Raw genomic sequence first — 7,735 nt, 5'->3', positions numbered from 1 at the left:
CAGGAATTATCAATGCTTTTTGTTTCTTTGAAAATACGGTACATCAATAGCTTTACTGCCGGATTTTTAATATTAAAGCTTCCTTCTGTTTTATCTTTTGAAAGCTGAAATTTTTCAAACCAATCTTCCGAAATTTCAATATGAAATCCCCTTGTAAACACATCAGGTTTTGTATTGTAGTGCGAGTCCTGCCAGTGATGATAAAGTAGTGTTCCGGCTGCGCAGTCGTATACTTCTTTTTTATTACCTTCAGTCATATTTCCCTGCAGCAAGAAGGTGAAATAAGGGTTTTCGTGATAATGCCAGTCTACGAAGGGGTATGTATATTCCGTATCTGTAATCGTTAATCCCCCGAAGCGCAAAGTTTCAGTGGTTTGTCCGAAAAACTCACCGTTGCGAAGATTTTTCATAGCGCAATTATGTGTTTTAAATCTTCAATCTGAAGATACATTTTGTTGAAGAATATTTTCCGGTCGCGATTACCGGAAGTGTTCAGTGACTTTGAGTTTTGAATCTGATGCTCAAAATAATTCTTTGTTTCTTTACAGGTTTTTTCATCATTAATTAATAGATATCCGAACATATTGGTGGGAATAGCAAAAAGAGACTGCTGCGGATGATGAAAAAAGATGTCATTAGAAAGATGCATCAGTTCATTTTCATAGAGGTGGAATTTCGGATTGTTTTCAGTCTTCTGTTCGATATATTCTATTAATTCCTTTAGTTCCTGCAAAATAATTCCGGCTTCATTCCTGTTCAAAAGTCCCGTTTCATGATAATATACAATTTGCTGTAAAACGCTGGAAACGGTCATGTCGTTCCACAATTCAATCACATTTTGTTCTTCATATATTTTTCGTAATTCTTTAGTATTCCATTCAAAATCTGGCGGAGAAAATTCCAGAAAAGGGATGAATACCTGCCTGGCATTCAGCAAATTCATCCATACATAAATTTTAAAGCGAGCAAGCAGCGTATCGGAAAGTGTGTAAAAAAACGGTATATCTTTCGCAGAATAATAGATGGTCATTTCATGGCTAAGCGGGAGATTTTCAAAAACCTTCAGGTTATTTCTGAAAAAAAAATCCAGGTCGCCCGTTTGGGTTACGGCTGAAGTTTTTCTCACTACAATCTGATGATCAGAACCCTGAAACTGATCTAAAGAAATCTGGAAATATTTGGCCAGTTCCATTGCTTCTTCAAAGCTGAATTTGGCTTTCAGTGAAGTTCTTCGGTGCGCCGCATCGTAGCTTATGTTGAGAATATTGGCAATCTCATCGTTCAAAGATTTATCGCCTATTTTTCTACGGATCTGCCTGAGTAAAAGTTCCTGATGCATATTTTGCGGTTTTCACAAATTTAGAAATTTATTTTAATTTCTTTTCGCATTTAGTTTAGTGTTTTTATCCGATACTTTTGAAGTATAGTTTTAGATAATAATTATGAAAAAAATACTTTTTTATTTAGGAAGCTTAGTGCTTTTATGCGACTGTGCAACTTTCAATGACAGAAAATTAGTTAATGATAATTTCAAAAAAAATGATCTGAATTTTATTAACGGAACTTATCATAATTATGCTTCTTCCGGGAGTGGCTTTTATGTAAGAAGTCTTACCGATGTTTTTGACAGGAATACCCGAATGTTTAATTTCAAAGAAAAACATGAAGAAAAAGATTTGAAGATTGAATTAAAAGCAGTAAATAAAAGAATGTTAAATATGAAAACTTACGATGCAGAAAAGTTACTGACAGATAAAAATTTAAAAGTGACCTTAAAGAAGGATGGATTTGTTTATTTGAAAGAAAAGCGGTTTATGCTGGATGGAATTCCGTTAATTTTTGGTGGGTGGAACATTCAGAAGTCACGCTTTACACTTGATGAAAACAACAATTTGAGTGTCCAGTCTAATTATTTTTTCTGCAACGGCATATTGATAGTGATGAGCGATTGGAAAACCTCACATTATAGTTTAACTTTTGAAAAACAAAAACCATGAAAACAATACCTTATATTTTAATCGCTTTACGATTTATCCTTGCACCTGTCATTCTTTCGTTATCTTATTTTATGGGTGAAAAATCCCGGTTGTTAATTTTGATATTGATGTACTTCGGTTTGATAACCGATATTTTCGATGGAATAATCGCCCGGAAAACCGGAGTTTCGTCTGAGAAATTAAGAAGGCTTGATAGTCAGACCGATATGATATTCTGGCTGTCGTTGGGATTGGCTGCTTATTTTTTAAATCCGAATTTAATAAAAAATGAATGGATTGGCATTATTATAATTCTTGGAATGGAAACTTTATGTTATATCGTAAGCTGGCTGAAATTCGGAAAAGAAACCTGTACCCATGCCTTTTTGTCAAAAATGTGGGGACTTAGTCTGCCCATTTCATTTACTTACCTTATTGGATTTCAACAGGCTGGATGGTCATTTTATATGACAGTTGTTCTCGGATTTATTGCTCATGTTGATGTGATTCTTATTATCCTGATTCTCCCGAAATGGCAATATGATGTTCCGAGTTCTTGGCATGCCTGGAAAATCAGAAAAGGTAAGCAGCGGAGAAAGTCAGTTTTATTTAACTGATAATATAGGGCTACATTATTACTTTAAATAATTGATATAATTAAAACAGGGTAATCTTTATATTGTCCTGTTTTTTGTACCTTTGCACTCATTAATTTTTACACAAAAAATTGAATCAACAAATGAAAAAGCAGACAATTAAGGAAATCCTGGAGGATTACAAGAAAGTATTACATCATGATATTACGGTTTACGGATGGGTAAGAACATTCCGTGCCAATCGTTTCATTGCCTTAAATGATGGTTCTACGATCAATAATTTGCAGATTGTTGTTGATTTCGAAAATTTCGATGAAGATATCATTTCCAAAATAAGTACTGCAGCTTCCCTTAAAATTGTAGGAGAAGTGGTGGAAAGCCAGGGAGCCGGACAGGCTGTTGAAATCCTTGCGAAGAAAATTACTATTTTAGGAGACAACTATACGGAAGAAAGAGATAAAACCATCCTTCAGCCTAAAAAACACTCGCTGGAAACATTAAGAGAGCAGGCGCATTTAAGATTCAGAACCAATTTATTCGGAGCGGTGTTCAGAGTGCGTCATGCGGTGAGTTTTGCCATCCATTCGTTCTTTAACCAAAACCAGTTCTTTTATATCAACACACCTGTGATTACGGGTGCCGATGCAGAAGGAGCCGGAGAAATGTTTGGAGTGACCAACTTTGATTTAAATAATATTCCGAGAGACGAGCAGGGAGACATTGATTTTGCTCAGGATTTCTTCGGAAAAAAGACCAACTTAACGGTTTCCGGACAGCTGGAAGGAGAAACGGCGGCAATGGGATTGGGAAGAATTTATACTTTCGGTCCGACATTCCGTGCTGAAAATTCAAACACGACAAGACACCTTGCAGAATTCTGGATGATTGAGCCGGAAGTGGCTTTCAATAACCTTGAAGATAATATTGATCTTGCAGAAGATTTCCTGAAATACGTGATTCAATACGTTTTGGATAACTGCAAAGATGATCTTGATTTCTTAGACAAACGTTTTGCGGAAGAGCAAAAACCAAAACCGGAAAAAGAAAGAGCGAAAGAAGGCCTTATTGAAAAGCTTGAAAATGTGGTTTCCAAACGTTTCAAGAGAGTTTCTTACACGGAAGCGATTGAGATTTTATTAAACTCTAAAGAAAATAAAAAAGGGAAATTTGCCTATCCGGTTGAAAAATGGGGAACTGATCTTCAGTCTGAGCACGAAAGATATCTGGTGGAAAAACATTTTGAAAGCCCGGTAGTTTTGTTTGATTATCCGAAAGAAATCAAAGCATTCTATATGAAGCTTAATGAAGATGGTAAAACCGTAGCGGCAATGGATGTTCTCTTCCCGGGAATCGGTGAAATTATCGGTGGTTCCGAAAGAGAGGCAAGGCTGGATATATTAAAGCAGAAAATGGAAGATATGCATGTTGATGAGCATGAACTTTGGTGGTATCTGGATACCAGAAAGTTCGGTTCCGTTCCGCACGCAGGCTTCGGATTGGGATTAGAAAGGCTTGTACTTTTCGTAACGGGAATGACGAATATCAGAGATGTAATTCCTTTCCCGAGAACGCCTAAGAATGCAGAATTCTAAAAAATATTCTTAAAATACTGAAATCCTTCCGAACAAAACGGAAGGATTTTTTTATTAACTTTACTAAAATTTTGGAAATGAGCACGATTACAATACATACGGATAATGAAAATCAGATCAATCTGCTAAAGGCACTTTTAAAGGAATTAAAAATTAATTTCGAGATTGAAAAAGAAGGAAAGCTTACGCAATGGCAGAAAAAGCGTTTGCTTGAAGGTATTGAGCAGGCAGACCGAGGAGAGTTTGCTACAGATGAAGAAGTTAAAGAAATTTTGAATCAATGTTTCAAATAAGGTGGACCAGAAAAGCTTTGCTTTCTTTTGCTGATACTTTAAATTATTGGAATTTTCATAACTCTTCTCAGAAATATTCCAGAAGTTACGAATCGAGGTTGAAAAGAAAGAAAAGCTTATTTCCCAAAGTCCACACATCGGTACATTATCCGAAATTGAAGGAATACGATATGTACTGATTGATAAAAATTTTTCTGTCTACTAGAGAGTCGTTGAAAATACTGTTGAAATTCTTGCTTTTTGAGACCACAGAAGAAACCCGGATACATTGGAAATATAAATAATGAAAAAGCCCTGACAAAAATTGATCAGGGCTTTTCTGTTTATTTTAAATAGCTTATTATGGAACTTGTAATGCAAAAATCGTGCTAAAATTTATTTTTATCAAAATATTTTTCCTAAATTCGTGCAATATGTTATGTTAAATACTATCTGGTACTATGCTTAAACAACACTTACAACTCAAATTAGGACAGAAGTTGGCACCTCAGCAGATCCAATTGATGAAGCTGATCCAGCTTCACACCCTGGAATTTGAAGAGGAGCTCGAAAGAGAATTGGAAGAAAATCCTGCCTTGGAAATTGTAAAAGAAGAATCTAAAGAGGATGATTTCTCTTCTCTGGAAGACTCTTACGAAAGTGAGGGTACGGAAAGCATTGAAACGGATTTTGATGTAGACCAATATCTTTACGACGACGAGCCAAGCTATAAAACAGCATCCAGCAACTACTCTCCGGACGACGAAGAGTTTGATAACGAAAGCCTTTTAACGGAAGGGCAGTCCCTTTACGACTATCTTCTGGAGCAGATCCATCTGGTAAACATCAGTGAAGAAGATGAAAAAATTGCGGAATATCTTATCGGTAATTTAGATACGGATGGTTATCTCAGAAGGGAAATAAAATCGATTGTTGATGATCTGGCCTTTTCACAGGGAATTTATACAACTAAGGAAAAAGTAGAAGATATTCTCGAAAATTATATCCAAAAGCTGGATCCGCCGGGTGTGGGCGCAAGAGGACTTCAGGAGTGCCTGCTTTTACAGATCGAAAAGAAAGTAAGCTCTGATAAAGCGGTTTCTCTCGCAGCCAATATTCTAAGGTATCAGTTTGATGCGCTTACCAACAAGCATTACAACAAGATCATTCAGAAATATGATATTGAAGAAGAGGATTTGAGAGATGCACTGGACGAAATTTCAAAATTATCCCCGAAAGTAGGAGGGAACTTTGATACGCAAACAATTACCATCAACCAGGAAATTATTCCTGATTTTGTAATCCAGGTAAAAGATGGGCAGGTAGTTCCTATGCTGAACAGCAAGAATGCTCCTACTTTAAGGGTTTCTGAAGAATATAAAGATATCCTGACAACCTACTCTCACGATAAAAATTCGTCTGAACATAAGCAGGCGGCGTTATTCATCAAGCAAAAGCTGGATGCTGCCAAATGGTATATCGATGCGATTAATCAGCGCCAGAATACCTTGTTACAGACGATTACGGCTATTGTAAAATTCCAGAAAGATTATTTCATTACAGGTGATGAAAAATCTTTGAAACCAATGATCCTGAAAGATGTTGCCGACATTACAGGATTTGATATTTCTACGATTTCAAGGGTAGTAAAAAGCAAATACGCTGATACACCCAACGGAATTGTTTATCTCAAAGACCTGTTTTCAGACAGTCTTACCAATGACGATGGAGAGGAAGTTTCCACAAAAGAAATCAAAACTCATCTGCAGGAAGTTATCAGCAAGGAAAATAAAAGAAAACCCCTCACCGATGATGCGTTGGTACTCATTCTTAAGGAGCAGGGCTATAATATTGCCAGAAGAACAATTGCCAAGTACCGTGAGCAGCTCAATATTCCGGTGGCAAGATTGAGAAAAGAACTTTAAAATAAATAGTAAAGCACTTCGTGATGAAGTGCTTTTTTTTATATCTTCTAATTATTAATACATATTAACCCTCCTGCAAATCGATCTCCCGCAGCTGCCTAAGATTTTTATCAAGTTTGCTCATAATAATTCCGTACACCAATCTGTAATAAAGCCAGATCAGCAACACTGAAAATGCAGTTGTAATAATGATTCCCACAATAAAGATGGTCAGCTCTGAGCTTTTAGGTTCAACATTTTGAGCATTTAAAGAATAAAATATGAAAATAGTAAAGATAGAAGTAAAAGCAACCAGTAAAATAATGCTGATTAAAATAAATGCGTTAACGGTTTTTTTGAAAGTAAGAATTCTTGTAATTAATCCTTTGAGGTTTTCTTCAATTCTGATTTTGCGATAATTTTGATAAAATTTTAAAACAAAATAAGCGGTAACAATAAGACTAGATATTTTCAGGATCCAGTAAATAGTATCGAATCTGCTCTCAATCTGAGGAGTTTTCTGTGCGCCCAGTTTTTCCAGGATATTGAGAAAGCCGTTGTCTTCTTCATTCTGAAAGAAATAAAAGATTCCTATTACCGAGAACAGTAAAAATTCAGCCACGCTGATCCAGAAAATATACTTCACATAATTCCGCGATTTCCTGTTGAGCATCTGTAGGATTTCATTATCGTCGTATTTCTTCTGAACAGGTTGTTCCTGCCAAGTCTTCTTAAAGCTGTCTAAATCAAATTCAGGCATATTTTTCCATCTTTTCTTTAAGGGTTTTCTTTAATCTGTTCATTTTCACACGCGCATTAACTTCGGTAATGCCGAGGTTTTCTGCAATATCCTTGTAAGGCAAATCATCCAGATACATCATTACAATCGCTCTTTCCACATTAGGAAGCGTTTTTATTACAGTATACAAAAGTGATACCTGCTGTTGCTTTTCATCATCATCTTCGATAAAATCGGCATGATTGATATCTAGTTCATTCGTAGGCAGGCTTTTGGCTTTTTTTCTGAAAAGGGTAATGGCTGTATTGAGCGCTACACGGTACATCCACGTAGAAATTTTAGAATTTCCTTTAAATGAGTCATAACTTCTCCATAATTGTAACACAATTTCCTGAAAAAGATCTTCTTCATCCTCCAAAGAATTGGTATATAGACGCGAAACCTTTATAATCAGACCCTGATTATCCTTGATAAGCTGCGCAAATTCTTTTTCCTTTGAGGCCAATGTGGATGTGTAGTTTAGTGCTACGAAGATATGATATAATTTGAGAATTTGAAAATTAAGTAATTTGAAAATGAATGAATAACGTCAAACCAATGTAAGATTTTCTTGGAGATAAAAATTTTCAAATTATCACATTGCCGAATTTTCAAAT

General features: G+C 35.8%; 8 protein-coding genes and 1 pseudogene. 5 read left to right on the top strand and 4 right to left on the bottom strand.

Annotated elements, in window-relative coordinates:
- Positions 1 to 410 (bottom strand): annotated as a pseudogene (locus SOP96_RS18160) (AraC family transcriptional regulator); the annotation flags it as partial.
- Positions 407 to 1,339, bottom strand: a complete 933-nt coding sequence (locus tag SOP96_RS18155) for a helix-turn-helix domain-containing protein (RefSeq protein ID WP_326322307.1) — start codon at positions 1,337 to 1,339, stop codon at positions 407 to 409. The gene SOP96_RS18155 and the pseudogene SOP96_RS18160, both read right to left, overlap by 4 nt.
- A 103-nt stretch (positions 1,340 to 1,442) precedes the next feature.
- On the opposite strand from SOP96_RS18155, the gene SOP96_RS18150 reads away from it, so the two are divergent.
- From SOP96_RS18150 to rpoN, 5 genes are all read left to right on the top strand, one after another.
- Complete coding sequence (locus tag SOP96_RS18150; RefSeq protein WP_326322306.1) at positions 1,443 to 1,997, top strand: hypothetical protein; 555 nt, start codon at positions 1,443 to 1,445, stop codon at positions 1,995 to 1,997.
- Positions 1,994 to 2,593 (top strand): CDP-alcohol phosphatidyltransferase family protein, encoded by a 600-nt coding sequence (locus tag SOP96_RS18145; RefSeq protein WP_326322305.1) that lies wholly within the window; start codon positions 1,994 to 1,996, stop codon positions 2,591 to 2,593. Before SOP96_RS18150 ends, SOP96_RS18145 begins: the two co-directional genes overlap by 4 nt.
- A 122-nt stretch (positions 2,594 to 2,715) precedes the next feature.
- Complete coding sequence (gene asnS / locus SOP96_RS18140) at positions 2,716 to 4,164, top strand: asparagine--tRNA ligase (RefSeq protein WP_326322304.1); 1,449 nt, start codon at positions 2,716 to 2,718, stop codon at positions 4,162 to 4,164.
- Positions 4,165 to 4,241: 77 nt separating this feature from the next.
- Positions 4,242 to 4,457, top strand: coding sequence for a DUF2683 family protein (locus tag SOP96_RS18135; RefSeq protein ID WP_326322303.1), 216 nt, complete (start codon positions 4,242 to 4,244; stop codon positions 4,455 to 4,457).
- Positions 4,458 to 4,897: 440 nt separating this feature from the next.
- Positions 4,898 to 6,361: an RNA polymerase factor sigma-54 gene (gene rpoN / locus SOP96_RS18130; RefSeq protein WP_326322302.1), complete on the top strand. Its 1,464-nt coding sequence runs from the start codon at positions 4,898 to 4,900 to the stop codon at positions 6,359 to 6,361.
- Between the two features lie 64 nt (positions 6,362 to 6,425).
- Here the strand turns inward: rpoN and SOP96_RS18125 are convergent, their stop codons facing one another.
- Entirely contained in the window at positions 6,426 to 7,100 is a 675-nt protein-coding gene (locus SOP96_RS18125; RefSeq protein WP_326322301.1) for a beta-carotene 15,15'-monooxygenase, read from the bottom strand.
- Entirely contained in the window at positions 7,093 to 7,584 is a 492-nt protein-coding gene (locus tag SOP96_RS18120) for an RNA polymerase sigma factor (protein ID WP_029294680.1), read from the bottom strand. The genes SOP96_RS18125 and SOP96_RS18120 overlap by 8 nt, the downstream gene beginning before the upstream one ends.
- Between the last annotated feature and the right edge of the window lie 151 nt (positions 7,585 to 7,735).

The sequence above is a fragment of the Chryseobacterium salviniae genome, from assembly GCF_035819015.1.
Classification (GTDB): domain Bacteria; phylum Bacteroidota; class Bacteroidia; order Flavobacteriales; family Weeksellaceae; genus Chryseobacterium; species Chryseobacterium salviniae.
Note: the sequence above shows the minus strand (reverse complement) of the source record. Positions and strands in the feature narration are given on the sequence as shown.

What these genes read in the sequence shown, in the direction of transcription:
- SOP96_RS18135 (WP_326322303.1), top strand. Translation starts at nt 4,242, where the DNA reads ATGAGCACGATTACAATACATACGGATAATGAAAATCAGATCAATCTG.
- SOP96_RS18150 (WP_326322306.1), top strand. Translation starts at nt 1,443, where the DNA reads ATGAAAAAAATACTTTTTTATTTAGGAAGCTTAGTGCTTTTATGCGAC.
- asnS (WP_326322304.1), top strand. Translation starts at nt 2,716, where the DNA reads ATGAAAAAGCAGACAATTAAGGAAATCCTGGAGGATTACAAGAAAGTA.
- SOP96_RS18155 (WP_326322307.1), bottom strand. Translation starts at nt 1,339, where the DNA reads ATGCATCAGGAACTTTTACTCAGGCAGATCCGTAGAAAAATAGGCGAT.
- rpoN (WP_326322302.1), top strand. Translation starts at nt 4,898, where the DNA reads ATGCTTAAACAACACTTACAACTCAAATTAGGACAGAAGTTGGCACCT.
- SOP96_RS18145 (WP_326322305.1), top strand. Translation starts at nt 1,994, where the DNA reads ATGAAAACAATACCTTATATTTTAATCGCTTTACGATTTATCCTTGCA.
- SOP96_RS18125 (WP_326322301.1), bottom strand. Translation starts at nt 7,100, where the DNA reads ATGCCTGAATTTGATTTAGACAGCTTTAAGAAGACTTGGCAGGAACAA.